Annotated in this window: 14 protein-coding genes and 1 pseudogene; 7 read left to right on the top strand and 8 right to left on the bottom strand. The window is 63.2% G+C overall.

Features of this window, described 5'->3' with window-relative positions; all coding sequences use genetic code 11:
* Window positions 1-7: 7 nt before the first annotated feature.
* From C7443_RS14530 to C7443_RS14545, 4 genes are all read left to right on the top strand, one after another.
* Window positions 8-514: a CvpA family protein gene (locus C7443_RS14530; RefSeq protein ID WP_246004674.1), complete on the top strand. Its 507-nt coding sequence runs from the start codon at window positions 8-10 to the stop codon at window positions 512-514.
* Between the two features lie 50 nt (window positions 515-564).
* A complete protein-coding gene (gene purF / locus C7443_RS14535) occupies window positions 565-2,079 on the top strand; it encodes an amidophosphoribosyltransferase (protein WP_110019342.1) in 1,515 nt (504 codons plus the stop codon).
* A 215-nt stretch (window positions 2,080-2,294) separates the two neighbouring features.
* A complete protein-coding gene (locus C7443_RS14540; RefSeq protein WP_110019343.1) occupies window positions 2,295-3,485 on the top strand; it encodes an O-succinylhomoserine sulfhydrylase in 1,191 nt (396 codons plus the stop codon).
* 10 nt (window positions 3,486-3,495) lie between these two features.
* Complete coding sequence (locus tag C7443_RS14545; protein ID WP_110019344.1) at window positions 3,496-4,191, top strand: HAD family hydrolase; 696 nt, start codon at window positions 3,496-3,498, stop codon at window positions 4,189-4,191.
* Between the two features lie 23 nt (window positions 4,192-4,214).
* On the opposite strand, the gene C7443_RS14550 is transcribed toward C7443_RS14545, so the two are convergent.
* The 8 genes from C7443_RS14550 to ettA form a co-directional block, all read right to left on the bottom strand.
* Window positions 4,215-4,937, bottom strand: coding sequence for an LrgB family protein (locus C7443_RS14550; protein ID WP_110019345.1), 723 nt, complete (start codon window positions 4,935-4,937; stop codon window positions 4,215-4,217).
* Window positions 4,938-4,943: 6 nt separating this feature from the next.
* Window positions 4,944-5,354: a CidA/LrgA family protein gene (locus tag C7443_RS14555; protein ID WP_342774238.1), complete on the bottom strand. Its 411-nt coding sequence runs from the start codon at window positions 5,352-5,354 to the stop codon at window positions 4,944-4,946.
* Window positions 5,317-6,048, bottom strand: coding sequence for an SDR family oxidoreductase (locus C7443_RS14560; RefSeq protein WP_110019347.1), 732 nt, complete (start codon window positions 6,046-6,048; stop codon window positions 5,317-5,319). Before C7443_RS14560 ends, C7443_RS14555 begins: the two co-directional genes overlap by 38 nt.
* Before the next feature lie 150 nt (window positions 6,049-6,198).
* On the bottom strand, window positions 6,199-7,623 hold the full coding sequence (lpdA, locus tag C7443_RS14565; RefSeq protein WP_110019348.1) for a dihydrolipoyl dehydrogenase: 1,425 nt from the start codon (window positions 7,621-7,623) through the stop codon (window positions 6,199-6,201).
* A 95-nt stretch (window positions 7,624-7,718) separates the two neighbouring features.
* Window positions 7,719-8,984, bottom strand: coding sequence for a 2-oxoglutarate dehydrogenase complex dihydrolipoyllysine-residue succinyltransferase (odhB, locus tag C7443_RS14570; protein WP_110019349.1), 1,266 nt, complete (start codon window positions 8,982-8,984; stop codon window positions 7,719-7,721).
* A 27-nt stretch (window positions 8,985-9,011) separates the two neighbouring features.
* Window positions 9,012-11,876, bottom strand: coding sequence for a 2-oxoglutarate dehydrogenase E1 component (locus tag C7443_RS14575; RefSeq protein WP_110019350.1), 2,865 nt, complete (start codon window positions 11,874-11,876; stop codon window positions 9,012-9,014).
* Between the two features lie 264 nt (window positions 11,877-12,140).
* A complete protein-coding gene (locus C7443_RS14580; RefSeq protein WP_425467094.1) occupies window positions 12,141-12,551 on the bottom strand; it encodes a group II truncated hemoglobin in 411 nt (136 codons plus the stop codon).
* Between the two features lie 196 nt (window positions 12,552-12,747).
* A complete protein-coding gene (gene ettA, locus C7443_RS14585) occupies window positions 12,748-14,409 on the bottom strand; it encodes an energy-dependent translational throttle protein EttA (protein WP_110019351.1) in 1,662 nt (553 codons plus the stop codon).
* Between the two features lie 183 nt (window positions 14,410-14,592).
* Here ettA and C7443_RS14590 point away from each other — a divergent pair, with 183 nt between their 5' ends.
* From C7443_RS14590 to glyA, 3 genes and pseudogenes are all read left to right on the top strand, one after another.
* Window positions 14,593-16,263: an AMP-binding protein gene (locus C7443_RS14590; RefSeq protein ID WP_110019352.1), complete on the top strand. Its 1,671-nt coding sequence runs from the start codon at window positions 14,593-14,595 to the stop codon at window positions 16,261-16,263.
* Window positions 16,264-16,466: 203 nt separating this feature from the next.
* Window positions 16,467-17,432 (top strand): acetoin utilization protein AcuC, encoded by a 966-nt coding sequence (locus C7443_RS14595; RefSeq protein WP_110019353.1) that lies wholly within the window; start codon window positions 16,467-16,469, stop codon window positions 17,430-17,432.
* Between the two features lie 164 nt (window positions 17,433-17,596).
* Window positions 17,597-17,745 (top strand): annotated as a pseudogene (gene glyA / locus C7443_RS14600) (serine hydroxymethyltransferase); the annotation flags it as partial.

The raw sequence follows: 17,745 nt of genomic DNA on the forward strand, positions 1-17,745 counted from the left end.
TTGAAGCATGCTGGACCATTTGATCTGGGCCGATTACGCCATCCTCGGAGTGATCGGCCTGTCCGTTTTGATGAGCCTGTGGCGCGGTTTCATGCGTGAGGCCATCTCGCTGGCGACCTGGATCGCTGCGTTCGTACTGGCCTTCAATTTTTCGGCTCAGGCCGCCGTGATGCTGGAGCCTCATATCGCCACTCCGTCGATGCGGCAGCTGGTGGGCTTTGGTGCGGTCTTCCTGGCGACCCTGGTGGCTGGTGGCATCGTTAATCTGCTGGTCGGCCAGCTGATTGCGGGCACCGGTCTGGGCACGACCGATCGCATGCTTGGCGTGATATTCGGTGCACTGCGCGGCATTGCCGTGATTACCGTGCTCGTCTTGCTGGCGGGCATGACGCCGGTGGTAAAAGATCCGTGGTGGGGACAGTCGCTGTTCCTGCACCATTTCGAAGCGCTTGCCGCGATGCTCAAACCCTACTTGCCGCCTGAGCTGGCTGACGGTCTGCAGTTCCTGCGGTAGTCCCCGTTTACCGCCGGCAGCGAGAGTCGGCGTTTCGAGAGTAGCGAACCATGTGCGGAATCGTAGGCGTCGTCGGGCATAGCCCGGTCAACCAGGCTATTTTCGATGCGTTGACCGTACTTCAGCATCGCGGACAGGATGCGGCCGGCGTGATGACCTGTGATGACGGTCGTCTGTACCTGCGCAAGAACAACGGGCTGGTGCGTGACGTCATCCGTACCCGCCACATGCTGCGCCTACTCGGTAGCATGGGGATCGGCCACGTCCGCTATCCGACCGCCGGCAGCTCGAATTCGGCAGAGTCGCAGCCGTTCTACGTCAATTCGCCGTTCGGCATCTCCATGGCCCACAACGGCAATCTGACCAACGCGCGGCAATTGCGTGAGGAGCTGTTCCGCAGCGACCGGCGCCACATCAATACCGACTCGGATTCCGAGGTCCTGCTGAACATCTTCGCGCACGAGATTGCCAAGCAGGGCAAGCTGCACGTCGATGCCGATGATGCCTTCGCGGCGGTGGCCGGCGTGCATCAGCGTGTGCGCGGCGCTTATGCGGCGGTGGCGATGATCATCGGCTACGGCATCGTCGCCTTCCGCGATCCCAACGGCATCCGTCCGCTGTGCTATGGCCGTCGCGAGACCGACGATGGTGTCGAGTACATGGTTTCCTCGGAGAGCGTGGCGCTCGATTGCCTGGGCTTCGAACGCGTGCGCGATGTCGCCCCTGGTGAGGCCGTGTTTATCAGTGCAGACGGCAAGCAGCTTGCAACGCGCCAGTGCGCCGAGCAGCCGCGCTATGCCCCCTGCATTTTCGAATATGTCTACTTCGCGCGGCCGGACTCGATCATTGATGACGTGCTGGTGCACGAGGCGCGGCTGCGCATGGGCGAGCGGCTGGCCGACAAGATCCTGCGTACCTGGCCCGATCACGACATCGACGTCGTCATTCCGATTCCGGACACCAGCCGCACGGCGGCACTGCAGCTGGCCTATGCGCTCGGCGTCAAATACGCCGAAGGCTTCATGAAGAATCGCTATATCGGCCGCACTTTCATCATGCCCGGGCAGAAGCAGCGCAAGAAATCAGTCAAGCAGAAGCTCAATCCGATCCCCTTCGAGTTCATCGGCAAGAACGTGCTGCTGGTCGACGACTCCATCGTGCGCGGTACCACCTCGGGCGAGATCATCCGCATGGCCCGTGAGGCGGGGGCGCGCCGGGTCTATTTTGCTTCGGCGGCGCCGGCGGTGCGCTATCCCAATGTCTACGGCATCGACATGCCGGCCGTCGAGGAGCTGATCGCGGCCGGGCGCAGCGAGGCGCAGGTGGCCGAGGCGATCGGTGCCGATCGGCTGGTCTATCAGGACCTTGCCGATCTGGAGGAGGCGGTGCGCGTCGCCAACCCGAAGCTTGCGCATTTCGACACCTCCTGCTTTACCGGAGAGTACGTGACCGGTGACATTGACGGTGCCTACCTGCGCCGCCTCGAAACCGAGCGTAACGACCAGGCCAAGTTGCAGCGTGATGGCGAGGAAGACAGCGTGCCGGAGTTGTACAACGTCAGCTGAGCCTCGACTGGTTGGCCGAGTGAATATTTTCCGGATCGAGCGGCCGAGCGCTCGATCCGGCGCGCCGATTTGATGCAGCTTGCAGGCGCGTTATCAAGTGTCGCTAAAGCGGGGCAGTCCCTCCCTTTGCCGATGAGCTGATCGAATGGCGGCCGCCCGGCCGCTGCTGAATCGAATGGTGCGCGCCGTGCGCGCTTTTTTCGGAGTGACATGCAATGTCGATCGACGACGAATTCGGTTTCGCTTCACTGGCGGTGCGCGCCGGCCAGATTCGCACGCAGGAATGCGAACACGCCGAAGCCATCTTTCCGACTTCCAGCTATGTGTTCGACAGCGCGGCACAGGCCGCCGCGCGATTTGCCGGCCAGGAGCCGGGCAATATCTATTCGCGTTTCACCAACCCGACGGTGCGCACCTTCGAGCAGCGTCTGGCAGCGCTGGAAGGCGCCGAGGCCTGTGTCGCCACCAGCTCGGGCATGGCCGCGGTGCTGAGCGTGTGCATGGGCACGCTGAAAGCCGGTGATCACATCGTCTGCTCTGAGAGCGTGTTCGGTAATACGACAGCGCTGCTGAACAACTTCATGGCCAAGTTCGGGGTCGAGACCACGTACGTGAAGCTGGTCGACCCCGCAGCCTGGGCGGCGGCGATCCGGCCGAATACCCGCCTGTTGTATCTGGAAACGCCGTCGAATCCGCAGATGGAGCTCGCCGACATCCAGGCGAGCGCGGCGCTTGCCCATACCAACGGTGCTCTGCTGGTGGTCGACAACTGCTTCTGCACGCCGGCGCTGCAGCGGCCGCTGGCGCTGGGCGCGGATCTCGTCGTGCACTCGGCGACCAAGTACATCGACGGTCAGGGCCGGTGCATCGGGGGTGCCGTGCTCGGCAGCAAGGAGCTGGTCGAGAAGGACGTCTTTACCTTCCTGCGCAATGCCGGGCCGACGATGAGCCCGTTCAATGCCTGGGTATTCCTCAAGGGGCTGGAAACCCTGGCGCTGCGCATGAAGGCGCATTCGGCGGCGGCACTGGAATTGGCGCAGTGGCTCGAAACGCATCCGGCGATCGAGCGCGTCAACTACCCGGGCCTGGAGTCGCACCCGCAGCACGCGCTGGCGCTGCGGCAGCAGAGCGGTTTCGGCGGCGTGCTGTCGTTCGTCGTGCGCGGCGGGCAAGCGGCCGCTTGGCAGGTGATCGACGCGGTGTGCATGATTTCGATCACCGGCAATCTCGGTGATGCGAAGACGACGATCACTCATCCGGCGACGACGACGCACGGCAAGCTGAGTGCCGAACAAAAGCTGTCCGCCGGCATCGTCGACGGCCTGATCCGTGTGTCGGTGGGCCTCGAAGACATCGCCGACATTCGCCGTGATCTTGCGCGCGGCCTCGACGCCGTCGCCCGCTGAGGTCGGCGTGATGGCCATCCTTGCCCTCAGTTTCGATCTCGACGATACGCTGTGGGATACCGGTCCCTGTATCGACCGGGCTGAAGAACGGCTGCATGCCTGGCTGCAGCCGCGCTATCCGCGCATCGTCGAGCGTTATTCACCGCGACAGCTGCGGGCGCTGTGTGAGGAGGCGGCGCGCCTCGATCCGTCGATCGCGCATGACCGCGGCCTGATGCGCAAGCGCGCGCTGACGATGGCGGCGGCGGCAGCGGATTATGCACAGTTCGCACTCGACGAAGCCTTCGAGGTGTTTTTTGCGGCGCGCAACGAGGTGCTGTTTTTCGACGACACCTTGCCGGTGCTGGAGCGTCTGCACCGGCGTTATCGCTTTGCCGCTTTGTCGAATGGCAACGCCGACCTCAAGCGTATCGGCATTGCTCATCTGTTCGATCTGCACCTGTCGGCCGTCGATGTCGGCATGTTGAAGCCGCATCCGGCGATGTTCGAGCTGGCTGCGCAGCGCCTCGAACTTTCCCCCGGGCAGATCCTGCACGTGGGGGACGAGCCCGACCATGATGTGCGCGGTGCCGCCGCCGCGGGGTTTCGCACCGTCTGGGTCAATCGCAGCGGTCGGCCATGGCCGGGCGCGGCGCCGGCCGATGCGGAAATTGCCGATCTCAACGAGCTGGAGGCTTTGCTGCTCGACGAGCGCTTTGCGCGCTGAGGCGCATGTGGCTGCGCCGGCGCTCAGATGCCGGCCAGACGCACCAGCAGCGGCACCAGTACCGCAGTCAGCAGGGCATTGAGGCCGATGGCGAGCCCGGCGAAGGCGCCGCACAGGCCGCCGATCTGAAAAGCCCGGGCCGTACCGATGCCGTGGGCGGCCACGCCGATGGCAAAGCCCTGGACTTCCTGTTCGTCGATCCGCATCCAGCGCAGCAGCGTCGGGCCGGCCACCGCGCCGACGATGCCGGTGAGGATGACGAGGACGGCGGTCAGTGAGGGCAGGCCGCCGATCTTTTCGGCGATGCCCATGGCCACGGGCGTCGTGACGGACTTGGGGGCCAGAGACAGGACGGTGCTGCGCGAGGCGCCGGCCAGCATGGCGATGCCCATTGCTGACAGTGCGGCGGTGCTTGAGCCGGCGAGCAGCCCGGCGAGCAGCGGCAGCCACAGTCGGCGCACTTCGGCCCAGTGGCGGAACAAGGGTATGGCCAAGGCCACGGTGGCGGGGCCGAGCAGAAAGTGCACGAACTGCGCGCCGGCGAAGTAACGGGCATAGGGTGTCGCCGTGAGTCCCAGCAGACCGCCGATCAGCGCGATGGCGATCAGCACCGGATTGCACAGAGGGTGCTGGCCGGAACGACGAAACGCCCAGTGTCCGCACAGGTAGGCGAGCAGGGTGATGCACAACCACAACAGGGGCTGCGTGGCCAGGTAGACCCAGATTTCGATCAGCGACTTGTCCACAGCGGCTCATCCACGGACGTTGGAGCCGTCCCGGCGCTTGAGATAGTGCAGCACGGCGCGCATGGCCAGGGCCGTCATGGCGATCGACAGCAGCGTGCTCAGCAACAGTGCCGCGACGATGGCGGGCCATTCATCAGCGAAGCGGCCCAGGTACTGGATGACGCCGACGCCAGCCGGCACGAACAGCAGCGACAGATGCGAGAGCAGGGTGTCGGCGACCTGACCCAGCGTGCTCGGGACGTGCCGGCGCAAACCCAGAAGCAGTGCCAGCAACAGCATGCCGATCACTGGTCCCGGTATCGGCAGGCCGCTGAGCTGGGCCAGCGCTTCTCCGATCAGCTGGAACAGCAGCAGGGTGGCGAGTGCAGCGATCATCGCTTTACCAGCCGATCGGCTCGCCGTCACGGAAAAAGCCACCTGTCGGTCCGTCGTCCGGCAGGGTCGCCGCCCAGACGATGCCAGCGGCTGCCTGCTCCGGCGTGCGCTCGGCATTGGGACCACCCATGTCGGTCCGCACCCAGCCGGGGCACACGGAGTTGACCAGAATACCCTGTCCGAAGGTTTCGGCGGCGAGGATGCGGGTCAGCGCGTTGAGTGCCGTCTTCGACATTCGGTAGGCCGGCCAGAAGCCATCCATTTCAGCAAGCTGGCCCATGCCACTGGAGACGTTGACGATGCGGCCACGACCCTGCTTGCGCATCAGCGGCACCAGTTCCTGAGCCAGCCGCAAGGGGCCGTAGAGGTTGGTTTCGAAGCTGGTACGCAAGGTATCGATGCTGGTCGAAAATACACTGCTGCCGGTGGTATCGCTGACACCATGACCGTCGAGGAACACGCCGGCGTTGTTGATCAGCGCATCGACGCGGCCGCAGTTCGCCTGCACGAAAGCTCCGAGTTCACCGACGCTGTCAGCCTGAGTGACATCCAGACAGTGGAAGACGACGTTCAGCCCCTGTGCCTGCAGGCGTTCACAGGCGACTTCGCCTTTGCTAGCGTGGCGCGCGGTCAGCACGACTCTGAAGTCCCGTTCCGCGAGCTGACGGACTGTTTCAAAACCCAAACCCCTGTTCCCACCGGTGACGATGGCAACCGGTCTGTCACTTGCCGCCATGAGCGTATTCCTGAATAAAATCGTGATCTGTACTGAAATATGCCACGCCGATGTCCAGGCGGAGCAGTGCCGGCGCGGTGACGGCAAGAAAAAGGCCCCGCGAACGCGGGGCCGAAGGTGATGCGAGCAGCATGGCTGCCGCTGGATACCTTAATTGACCTTGTGAATCGCCCGTCCATGCACCGACAAGGCGGCTTCATGGATGGCCTCGGCCAGTGTCGGGTGGCCGTGGATGGTCAGCATGATGTCTTCGACGCTGGCGCTGAACTCCATCGCCAGCACCAGTTCCTGGACCAGTTCGGAGGCCATCGGTCCGCAGATGTGTGCGCCGAGCAGGCGGTCGGTTTCCGCGTGGCCGATGATCTTGACCAGCCCTGCGGCTCCGTCCATGGCTTTGGCACGGCCGTTGGCGGCGAAGGGGAAGGTGCCGACCTTGTAGGGGACGCCTTCCTGCTTGAGCTGCTGTTCAGTCTTGCCGACCCAGGCAATCTCAGGGTCGGTATAGATGACCCAGGGGATCGAGTCGTAATTCATGTGACCGTGCTTGCCGGCGATCATCTCGGCGACGAACACGCCTTCCTCAGAGCCCTTGTGCGCGAGCATCGGACCGCGGACGCAGTCGCCGATGGCCCAGACACCGGGAATATTGGTTTCGCAGCTGTCGTCGACATGGATAAAGCCACGCTCGTTGAGCACGAGGTCGGCTTCGGGGCCGGCGACGCCGTCAGTGTTCGGCCGGCGGCCGACACAGACCAGCAGCTTGTCGACGACGATCTGATGCTCACCGTCCTTGTCCTGGAAATGGACGGTGACCTCGGTAGCCGATTTCTCGGTGCGGGTGACGCGCGCGCCGAGGCGAATGTCGAGGCCCTGCTTCTTGAACTGGCGCAGCGCATCCTTGGCGATCTGCTGGTCCGCGGCCGCAAGGAAGTCCTCGACCGCTTCGAGGATCGTGACTTCGGAGCCGAGGCGCTTCCAGACGCTGCCGAGCTCCAGGCCGATGACGCCGGCACCGATGACGCCGAGGCGCTTTGGCACTTCGGTGAAGTTCAGGCCGCCGGTGGAGTCGACGATGAGCTTGTCGTCCTTCGGCGCTGCCGCGATATCGATCGGCAATGAGCCACAGGCCAAGATGATGTTGTCGGCTTCGACGGTTTCCACCGAGCCGTCATGCTTGGTGACTTCGACCTGATGATCCGCCAGCAGCTTGCCGCTGCCCTGCAGCCAGGTGACCTTGTTGGCTTTGAACAGCTGCGCGATGCCACCGGTCAGCTGGCCGATGATCTCGTCCTTGCGCGCCTGCATCTTGCTGACATCGATGGCCACTTTGTCGACCGAGATGCCGTGATTGCCGAAACCTTCTTTGGCCTGGTGATAATGCTCGGAGGTTTCCAGCAGGGTCTTCGACGGGATGCAGCCGACGTTCAGGCAGGTGCCACCCAGTGCCGGTTCACCCTTGAAATTGATCCACTTCTCGACGCATGCGACTTCGAGCCCGAGCTGTGCACAACGAATGGCCGCCACGTAGCCGGCGGGACCGCCGCCGATGACGACGACGTCGTAGGTCTTGGCCATGATGTCCTCCCTGTGGGGAAACTAGAGATGTACGAGCGTGGGGAATCCCGCGGCCGGGCGATCAGGGCTCCGGCCGCGGGCTAGTTCCGGTCGCATCAAACGGCGAGGAGAATCCGCGCCGGATCTTCGATCGCTTCCTTCACCGCGACGAGGAAGCCGACTGCCTCCTTGCCGTCGATGATGCGGTGATCGTAGGAATGCGCGACGTACATCATCGGCCGGGCGACGACCTGCCCGTTCTCGACGACGGCACGATCCTTCGTGGCGTGCATGCCGAGGATGCCGCTCTGTGGCGGATTGATAATCGGGGTCGACATCAGCGAGCCGAATACGCCGCCGTTGGTGATCGTGAAGGTGCCGCCGGTCATCTCCTCGACGGTCAGCGAACCTTCTTTGGCGCGCTTGCCGAAGTCGACGATGGCTTTTTCGACGTCAGCCAGCGACATGTCCTCGGCGTTACGCAGGATCGGCACGACGAGACCGCGCGGCGAGCTGACGGCGATGCCGACGTCGAAGTAGTTGTGATAGACGACGTCGTTGCCGTCGATCGAGGCATTGACGGCCGGGTAGCGCTTGAGCGCTTCGACCACCGCCTTGACGAAGAACGACATGAAGCCGAGCTTGACGCCGTGGGTTTTCTCGAAGAGGTCCTTGTAGCGGCCGCGCAGCTCCATCACCGGCTTCATGTTGATTTCGTTGAACGTCGTCAACATGGCGGTGGTGTTCTTCGCTTCGAGCAGACGCTCGGCGATGCGCGCGCGCAGGCGCGTCATCGGCACACGCTGTTCCATGCGATTCGAGAACGGCCAGGCGCCAGCGGGCAGCGCCGCAGGGCTGGCTGCCGGTGCCGGTGCTGCAGCCGGCTTGGCCGCGGGTGCGGCGGCGGCCGGTGCAGGGGCTGCCGCAGGGGCCGCCTTGGCGCCGCTCATGTAGGCGAGGACGTCTTCCTTGGTGATGCGGCCGCCACGGCCGCTGCCTGCGATCTTGCTGACGTCGAGATTGTTCTCGGCCACCAGTCGACGCACGGCCGGCGACAGCGATTCGTCATCGACGCTGGCGGCTGCGGCGGCTGGCGCCGCTGCTGCCGGTGCGGCTGCGGCCGGTGCCGGTGCGGCTGCGGCATCGCCTGCAAGGATGGTGGCGATCAGGTCTCCCGCTTTTACGGTGGCGCCGTCGGCCTGGACGATTTCCCCCATCACGCCATCGGTCGGTGCCGGAACTTCGAGGACGACCTTGTCGGTTTCGAGATCTACGAGATTCTCGTCGCGCTTGACGGGTTCACCCGGTTTTTTGTGCCAGTTGACCAAAGTGGCGTCGGCCACTGACTCGGGAAGATTGGGAACGCGGACTTCAACGCTCATTCTCGTTATTTTCCTTTATAGCTCTGATTATTGGCCGAGGGCCTGGCTGACGAGAGCATTCTGTTGTTCGACGTGCACTGCGTGAGAGCCCACGGCAGGCGACGCAGAGGCCGGACGACCGGCGTAGCTCAGCGTGCGTTCACCGGAGGCGGTGGCGACCTCCAGGTGATGACGGGACGCATACCATGCGCCCTGATTCAGCGGCTCTTCCTGGCACCAGACGATTTCCTTCGCCTTGGCGTAGCGCTTCAGCTCCGCAGCGTAGAGCTCCTCCGGGAACGGATAGAGCTGCTCGATACGCACGATCGCGACGTTCTCGATACCGAGCTCACGCCGTTTTTCGAGCACATCGTAGTAGACCTTGCCGGAGCAGAAGACGATGCGGGTGACCTTCGCCGGATCGATCGGATCGATCTCGGGAATGATTTCCTGGAAGCTGCCCTGCGTGAGGTCCTCAAGCGTGTTGACCGCCAGCTTGTGGCGCAACAGGCTTTTCGGGCTCATGACGATCAGCGGCTTACGGAAGTTGCGTTTAACCTGACGGCGCAGCATGTGGTAGCACTGAGCTGGCGTCGACGGCACGATGACCTGCATGTTGTGCTCGGCGCACAGCTGCATGTAGCGCTCAAGGCGGGCCGAGGAATGCTCGGGACCCTGGCCCTCGAAGCCGTGCGGCAGCAGCAGCGTGAGCCCGCACATGCGGCCCCACTTGGTCTGGCCGGAGGAGATGAACTGGTCGATGACCACCTGGGCGCCGTTGGCGAAATCGCCGAACTGTGCTTCCCAGATCACCAGTACGCTCGGTTCGGCCGTTGCATAGCCGTACTCGAAGCCGAGCACGGCTTCCTCGGAGAGGATCGAGTCGATGACGGTGAAGGTCGGCTGGTCGGGCGAGACGTTGGCCAGCGGGATGTAGGCCGAACCGTCGTGGACGTTGTGCAGCACTGCATGGCGGTGGAAGAAGGTGCCGCGCCCGCAGTCCTCGCCGGAGATACGCACCTGGAAGCCTTCATCGAGCAGCGTGGCGTAGGCCATGTTCTCGGCGAAGCCCCAGTCGAGCGCCAGGGCACCGGCAGCCATCTTGCGGCGGTCGTCGATGATCTTGGCGACACGCGGATGCGGCTCGTGGCCTGCCGGCAGCGTGTTCAGACGCTCCGCAAGCTGCTGGAAGTGGTCGAGCGGGACCGTGGTGTCGCACGGCGCGCTCCAGTCCTCGCTCTTGTACGGTGACCAGTCGACCGAGTAGGGGTTGTCCTGATGCAGCAGCGTCGGTCTGGATACTTGCTGACCGGCGTCGAGCTTGGCGCGATAGTCGGCCAGCATGCGCTCGAATTCGCCTTCGAGCAGGACGCCTTCGCCGAGCAGCTTCTGCGCATACAGCGTGGCTGTGGTCTTCCGCGCCTTGATCGTCTTGTACATCATCGGCTGCGTGGCGGACGGCTCGTCAGCCTCGTTGTGACCGTGACGGCGGTAGCAGACCAGATCGATGACGACGTCCTTGCCGAAGGTGTAGCGGTAGTCGACGGCCAGCTTGGTGACGAACAGCACCGCTTCCGGATCGTCGCCATTCACATGGAACACCGGCGCCTGGATGATCTTGGCTACGTCGGTGCAATACGTCGACGAGCGCACGTCGAGCGGGTTCGATGTGGTGAAACCGATCTGGTTGTTGACGACGATGTGCACGGTGCCGCCGTTGCGGTAGCCGCGCACGCTGGCCATCTGGAACAGTTCCTGGTTGACGCCCTGGCCGGCGAAAGCCGCATCACCATGAATCAGGACCGGCAGAACTTCCTCGAAGGGCAGCGGAGAATCCTGGCCGCCCTGCTTGCGCCGTTCGAGACGGGCGCGCACCGAACCTTCGACGACCGGGTTGACGATCTCTAGGTGCGACGGGTTGAAGGCCAGCGCCAGATGGGTGACTCCGCCCGGAGTCATGACGTCGGAGGAGAAGCCCATATGGTACTTGACGTCACCGGACGACATCCCCGGTTCGCTGTGCTTCTTCTTGCCTTCGAACTCGTCGAACAGGTCGGCGGGCGACTTGCCGAGGATATTGATCAGCACGTTCAGGCGGCCGCGGTGGGCCATGCCGATGACGATTTCGCGGGCACCGACGTGGCCGGAGTGCTGGATCATCAGATCGAGCATCGGAATCAGCGCGTCGCCGCCTTCCAGCGAGAAGCGCTTCTGGCCGACATATTTGGTGTGCAGATACTTTTCGAGGCCTTCGGCCGCGACCAGCTGGGCGAGGAGCTCCTTGCGCTCGACGGCCGAGAGATCAAGGTGCGCGCTGGTACCTTCGAGGCGCTGCTGGATCCAGCGTTTTTCTTCGGTTTTGTTGATATACATGTATTCGGAGCCGATGGTCTCCGTATACACGCGCCGCACCAGATCAAGTACTTCACGCAGCGGCATCTGGTGCTTGCCAACCTGCAGCGAACCGACGTCGAAGGTCGTATCGAGATCTTCTTCGCTCAGCCCGTGCGTGGCCAGGTCCAGATCCTCGACGTGTGGACGCTCGCGCAACGCGAGCGGATCGAGGTCGGCCGCCTGATGACCGCGGGTGCGGTGGGCATTGATGATGCGCAACACCGAAGCCTGCTTGCGCGCGGCTTCCGGGTTGAGCGTTTCCCCCTGGGTCAGACTCGGCAGGATGGAGATGATCGCGCGCGGGTTCTGAGCGATCTTGGCGAAGGTGTCGCGCACCGGGCCATGCAGCTGCTCAGTGGCGGAACCGCCCGTGGCGCGCAGACCGAGAAAATAGGCTCTCCAGGTCTCCGAAACCGAATTGGGATCCTGCAGGAAGCTCTCGTATAGGTCTTCGATGAAAGCCGCATTGCCACCAGACAGGACCGAAGTCTGTCGGAATTGATCGAATGACGTGCTCATTTGGCTTCTGTTGACTCCCCGTCGTTGAAATGCCCCTCTTGCGAACCGCCGTGATTTCGCTGTTCGGTCAGGGGTACTGCTGAAGGCCAAGACCTTTCTATTGACGATTAAGCAGCGATGACCGCCGAATGATCGGGATGCAATGCCGTCTTGTCGCGGCTTATTTCAGTTGTTTTATATCTGCCGATCTCTCGCCGGCTTTGTCCTTCCTTATTGGCCGGCACGCAGACGAAAACCCGTCCGGCCATCTTGAAAACGGACTCGTTATGTCTCACTCCCCTCCGGAATGTCGGCGCGATTGCGCATGTGATCAGCCAGTGACGCGAGTGCGCCGCGGATCTGTGCTGCGAGAAATTCATCGACGCCTATGTCCGTCAGTGCGCGGGACATGCATAGCATCCACTGGTCGCGCATGCGGGAATCGATCGGGAACGGCAGATGACGGGCACGCAGCTGCGGATGCCCGTAGCGCTGTTCATAGAGGGGAGGCCCGCCGAGCCAGCCGGACAGATACTGGAACAGTTTTTCGCGTGCGCCGTTGAGATTGGGGGGATGGACGCTGCGTAACTGTGCAACTTCAGGCAACGAATCCATCAGATCGTAAAAACGATCTGTCAATTCGCGGATTCGATCCGCACCGCCAAGTAGATCGTAGGGAGTCGACTGCATACCCATCGTAATGTATTGCGGTGCCCTGAGCGCCCGGTGTTGCTGTGAATTAGCCTGCCGGCCGGGCTTGAAGTCTTGGGATTCTAAACCCAGTCGGCAAGGCTTTGAAGTTTCGTCTGCAACCGCTCTCGCTTGATCGGTTTCGGATAGCGGTTGATTCAGTGTCATGCCCTCATACTGCGAACCGATGAAAACGGCTCCATCAAGCGAGACGACGATACTTGATACGGTGTGGCTGATCGGCCTCGACACCGAGACGGCGCTTGCGGTCGACTTCGTAATCCGCGTAATTGCCTTCGAACCAGACCACTTGCGAATCGCCTTCGAAGGCGAGGATGTGAGTGGCGATGCGATCGAGGAACCAGCGATCGTGGGAAATCACCACCGCGCAGCCAGCGAAGGCGAGCAGGGCTTCTTCGAGGGCGCGCAAGGTTTCGACGTCGAGATCGTTGGTCGGCTCGTCGAGCAGCAGCAGGTTGCCGCCGCTGCGCAGCACCTTGGCCAGGTGCACGCGATTGCGTTCACCGCCGGAGAGATCCTTGACGAACTTCTGCTGGTCGGTGCCGCGGAAATTGAAGCGCCCGCAGTAGGCCCGTGAATTGATCTGGTAACTGCCGATCTGGATCACGTCCTGGCCATCGGCGATTTCCTGCCAGACGGTGTTGCTGTCCTTGAGCGCATCGCGGCTCTGGTCGACATAGGCGAGCTGTACGGTATCGCCGACGCGCAATGCGCCGGCATCGGGCTGCTCGCGCCCGGCGATCATCTTGAACAGTGTTGATTTGCCGGCACCGTTCGGACCGATGACGCCGACGATGCCGCCCTTGGGCAGCTTGAAATTGAGTCCGTCGATCAGCAGACGCTCACCGAAGCCCTTGCACAGCTGGCTTGCCTCGACGACCAGATCACCCAGTCGCGGCCCCGGTGGAATGTAGAGTTCCTGCGTTTCGTTGCGCTTCTGGAATTCCTGCGATTCGAGCTCTTCGAAGCGGGCCAGACGGGCCTTGGACTTGGCGTGCCGTCCCTTGGGGTTGGCGCGAACCCATTCCAGTTCCTGCTTCATTGCCTTGATGCGGGCATTTTCCTGTTTCTCTTCGAGCTCCAGGCGCTGTTCCTTCTGCTCCAGCCACGAGGAATAGTTGCCTTCCCAGGGAATGCCGTGGCCGCGGTCGAGTTCAAGGATCCAGCCGGCGACGTTGTCGAGGAAGTAGCGATCGTGCGTGACCGCGACGACGGTGCCCGGGTATTCGTGCAGGAAGCGTTCGAGCCAGGCCACCGATTCGGCGTCGAGATGGTTGGTCGGCTCGTCGAGCAGCAGCATGTCCGGCTTGGACAGCAGCAGCTTGCACAGGGCGACCCGGCGGCGTTCGCCGCCCGAGAGCTTGCTGACGTCGGCATCCCACGGTGGCAGGCGCAGGGCGTCGGCGGCGATTTCGAGTGTGCGATCGAGGTTGTGGCCGTCGGTGGCCTGCAGCAGCGCTTCGAGATCGGCCTGTTCGGCGGCCAGTTTGTCGAAATCGGCATCGGGCTCGGCATAGGCGGCGTAGACCGCATCGAGCCGGTTCAGCGCCTCCTTGATCGGCTGTACCGCCTCTTCGATGTTGCCGCGCACGTCTTTCTGCGGATCGAGCTGAGGTTCTTGCGACAGGTAGCCGACCTTGATGCCCGGCTGCGGTCTGGCTTCGCCGTGAATGTCAGTGTCCAGGCCGGCCATGATGCGCAGCAAAGTGGATTTGCCGGCGCCGTTGAGGCCGAGCACGCCGATTTTGGCGCCGGGGAAAAACGACAGGGAAATGTCCTTGAGGATCTCGCGTTTCGGCGGTACCACCTTCGAAACGCGGTTCATCGTGTAGATGTACTGCATGGAATTCTCGCGAAGCCTTCAGGTACCGCAGCGGCGATCGCCGCTGCGCAGGGCGCGGATTGTAGCGGATGGTCGGGGCAAGGGCATTGCGCGCCTGCAACATGCAGCAAGTGCCCGCGCCGTATACGCTCAAGTCAACAAGATCCGCGAGCGAACGGATCCCGCCCACCCGAGGAGCATGCCATGGAGCGTCGTTGGCTTGCTGCGTACCCGCCCGGCGTGCCGGCCGAGCTCGACCACGTCGACTACCGCAGCCTGGTGGATTTGTGCTCGGCGAGCTGTGCGCGATTTGCATCCCGCCCGGCGTTCAGCAGCCTGGGGCATGCAATGAGCTTCGCCGAGCTCGATCGCCGTTCAGCGGCGTTTGCCGCCTGGCTGCAGCAGCGCGGGCTGCCGCGCGGCGCGCGTGTCGCCCTGATGCTGCCCAATCTGCTGCAGTACCCGGTGGCGCTGTTCGGTGCGCTGCGCGCGGGCATGATCGTGGTCAACGTCAATCCGCTGTATACCCCGCGCGAGCTGGAGCACCAGCTGCGTGATTCCGGGGCCAAGGCCATCGTCATCCTCGAAAACTTCGCGCATGTGCTGGCGGCCGTCATTGCCCGTACCGAGGTGCAGCATGTCGTCGTGACGCAATTCGGCGATCTGCTGCCGGCACCGAAGCGCTGGCTGGTCAACCTGGTCGTCAAGTACGTCAAGCGGCTGGTGCCTCGGTATGTGCTGCATGGTGCCATTGCGCTGCGTGCCTGCTGCCGCAGCGGTCGGCCGCAGGCGGTGGCGGTCGGTGCCGACGACGTTGCCTTTCTGCAGTACACGGGCGGGACCACCGGCATCGCCAAGGGGGCGATGCTCACGCATGGCAACATGGTGGCGAACGTGGCGCAGGCGACGAGCTGGATCAGGCCGCAGCTCGAAGGGCTGGATGGTGGCACCATCGTCACCGCGCTGCCGCTCTATCACATCTTCTCTCTGATGGCGAACTGCCTGACTTTCACGGCGCTGGGCTGGTGCAATCTGCTGATCGCCAATCCGCGCGATCTGCCGACGTTCGTGCACACCTTGCGGCGGCAGCCGTTCGAGGCCATCACCGGCGTCAACACGCTGTTCAACGCATTGATGAACACGCCGGGGTTCGAGCGCATCGATTTTTCCCGTCTGCGCATCGCTCTGGCCGGTGGTATGGCCTTGCAGCGGGCTGTCGCCGAGCGCTGGAAAACGAGCACCGGCGTCAATCTGGTCGAGGCTTACGGTCTGACGGAAACCGCACCGGCGGTCTGCATCAATCCGCTCGACCTGGATCATTTCAATGGCTCGATCGGTCTGCCGATTCCTTCGACCGAGGTCAGCGTGCGCGATGAAAACGGCGTCGAGCTCGATGATCCGGCGGCCATCGGCGAGCTGTGCGTGCGGGGGCCGCAGCTCATGCGCGGTTACTGGCGCCGCCCCGACGAAACCCGCAAGGTGATGACCGATGACGGCTTCCTGCTGACTGGCGACCTGGCGCGCATCGACGAGCAGGGCTTCGTGTACCTGGTCGATCGCAAGAAGGACATGATTCTCGTCTCCGGTTTCAATGTGTACCCGAATGAAATCGAGGACGTGGTCATGCTGCATCCTGGGGTGCGCGAAGTCGCCGCGATCGGTATTCCCGATGAGGAAACCGGCGAGGCGGTCAAGCTGTTCGTGGTCAAGCTCGATCCGGCGCTCAGTGCCGAGGATCTGATCGCGCACTGCCGCGCCAATCTGACCCGCTACAAGGTGCCGCACCACATCGAGTTCCGGGATGAGCTGCCGAAGACGAACGTCGGCAAGATTCTGCGCCGCGCGTTGCGCGAGGAACGGCCGGGGGCGGTCTGATGCGGCATGCAAGCGATTGGCTGTGTGGCGGACTGGACAGGACCTTGTCGCGTCGGCGATGTTGCAGCCTCCTGTGCAGGCTGCCATTCGCTTCGATGACCGATGTGCCCGCGGTGGCGGAGCGCGGCCGACTGGATGTTCACACGATAAGGCAGGGTGCCACCGCCAAGCGGTAGGCTGCCCGGATAAGTAAGGAGGGGGACATGGCGCGTTCGCGTTCGGTTTGCATGTATCTGGGCGAGCAGCTGGGGCGCTACGGATTCGGTGAAGATCACCCGTTCGGAGAGGATCGCATTCACGCGTTCATGGATGAGATGCACCGGCGTGATCTCGACTATCAGGTGCGCATCTACGATTCCGTTGCCTGCACCGACGAAGATCTGCTGCTGTTCCACACGCCCGCCTATGTCGAACGGGTCAAGGAAGGCTCGCGCACCGGTGAGGGCATGCTCGACTATGGCGATACGCCGGCTTACGTCGGTGTGTTCGATAACGTCTCACATGTCGTCGGCGCGGTGCTCGATGCCGTGCACAAGATCATGAACGGCCAGGTGCGGCGCGGCTTCGTGCCGATCGCCGGGCTGCATCATGCGATGCCGGATACCGCGGCGGGCTTTTGCGTGTTCAACGACGTCGGCATTGCGATCAAGGTGCTGCAGCGGCAGTACGGGCTTGAGCGCATCGCCTATGTTGACATCGATGCGCACCACGGCGATGGCCTGTTCTATCCGTTCGAAGATGACCCGACGGTGATCTTTGCCGACATCCACGAGGATGGTCGCTACAACTTCCCGAACACCGGTTTCCCGCATGAGGTCGGCAAAGGAGCCGCCAAGGGCTGCAAGCTCAATATTCCGCTGCTGCCGCTGTCGGGCGATCAGGAATTCAACATGATGTGGGAGAAGGTCGAGCACTTCATCGCTGAATGGAAGCCGCAGTTCATCTTCATGAACTGCGGTGCCGATGGCCTCGACGGCGACCCGCTGGCACATCTGCACTACTCGCAGCAGGCGCATGTGCGCGCCGCCCGCAGCCTGTGCCGCATCGCCGAGGAGTACGCCGAGGGACGTCTGCTGGCCGTCGGCGGCGGTGGCTACGACCTGCGCAATGTCGGCCGAGCCTGGGCCTCGGTCGTCAACACCCTGCTGGAGTCGCCGATGAAGGCATGAATGGACGCTGCCGGCGCGTGATATGAAGCGCTGCCGCTGCCCCTGGCATCAGGGATGCCAGGGGCAGCGGTTTTTCGTTACACTAGCGCGTTTTCCAGCCGGCTGGCATCGTCGTTCCCCTGTGCGGAACGCAGGCCGCCACGTTTGTCCAGGGGAACGCCAGAATGTTCAGCAAAGACATGACCATTGCCGGGTATGACGATGCGCTGTGGTCTGCAATGCAGTCCGAAGCCGAGCGCCAGGAAGCGCACATCGAGCTGATCGCCTCGGAAAACTACGCCAGCCCGCGCGTGCTCGAAGCCCAGGGCTCGGT

Source organism: Plasticicumulans acidivorans (genome assembly GCF_003182095.1).
Classification (GTDB): domain Bacteria; phylum Pseudomonadota; class Gammaproteobacteria; order Competibacterales; family Competibacteraceae; genus Plasticicumulans; species Plasticicumulans acidivorans.